The sequence below is a fragment of the Cupriavidus sp. 05N39 genome, assembly GCF_056397325.1.
On the sequence record NZ_JBFTNE010000277.1, the window covers coordinates 1 to 565 of the forward strand.

1 protein-coding gene is annotated in these 565 nt (G+C 70.3%); it reads left to right on the forward strand.

Annotated features, from left to right (window positions below; genetic code table 11):
* A partial coding sequence (locus AC1DN0_RS41280; protein ID WP_477146633.1) for an ABC transporter permease occupies positions 1 to 565 on the forward strand: 565 nt, incomplete at both ends.

Sequence of the window (565 nt, forward strand, 5' to 3'; positions counted from 1 at the left end):
GATACCCCCCAACCTCGAGCGCGACATCCTGCGCGGCAGCGCCGGCCACCTGGTGTTGATGGGCAACGGCGCCTACCTGGGCCGCGCCAGCTGGGTGCTGGGAGGCGTCGCCGAGGCTTTGACCGCGTTCGCCCGCGAGGCCGCCGTGGGCCAGGCCGCCTTCATGGGGGCGCCGCAACCCGCGCCGATCACCCTGGTGCAACGGCCACTGTTCAACACCCAGGAAGGCTACGGCAGTGCCATCGTGCCCGGCGTGGCCGAACTGATCGTGCACCAGACGCTGCTGATGGGCATCGGCGTGCTGCTCGGCGCGCGCCGGCTGGCACTGGGCCGACGGCTGCAATTCGACCTGCCCACGCTCGCCGGGATGGCCGTGGGCTTCAGCCTCGTCGGCCTGCTTGGCCTGCTCTACTACGCCGGGTTCACCGCCTGGGTGCAGGACTATCCGCGCGGTGGAAACCCGCTGGGCCAGGTGCTTGGCGGCACCTTGTTCATCACCGCCACGGTCGCCTTCGGCATGTTCATCGGCAGCTACTTCGCCACCCGCGAACGCGCCTTCCAGGTG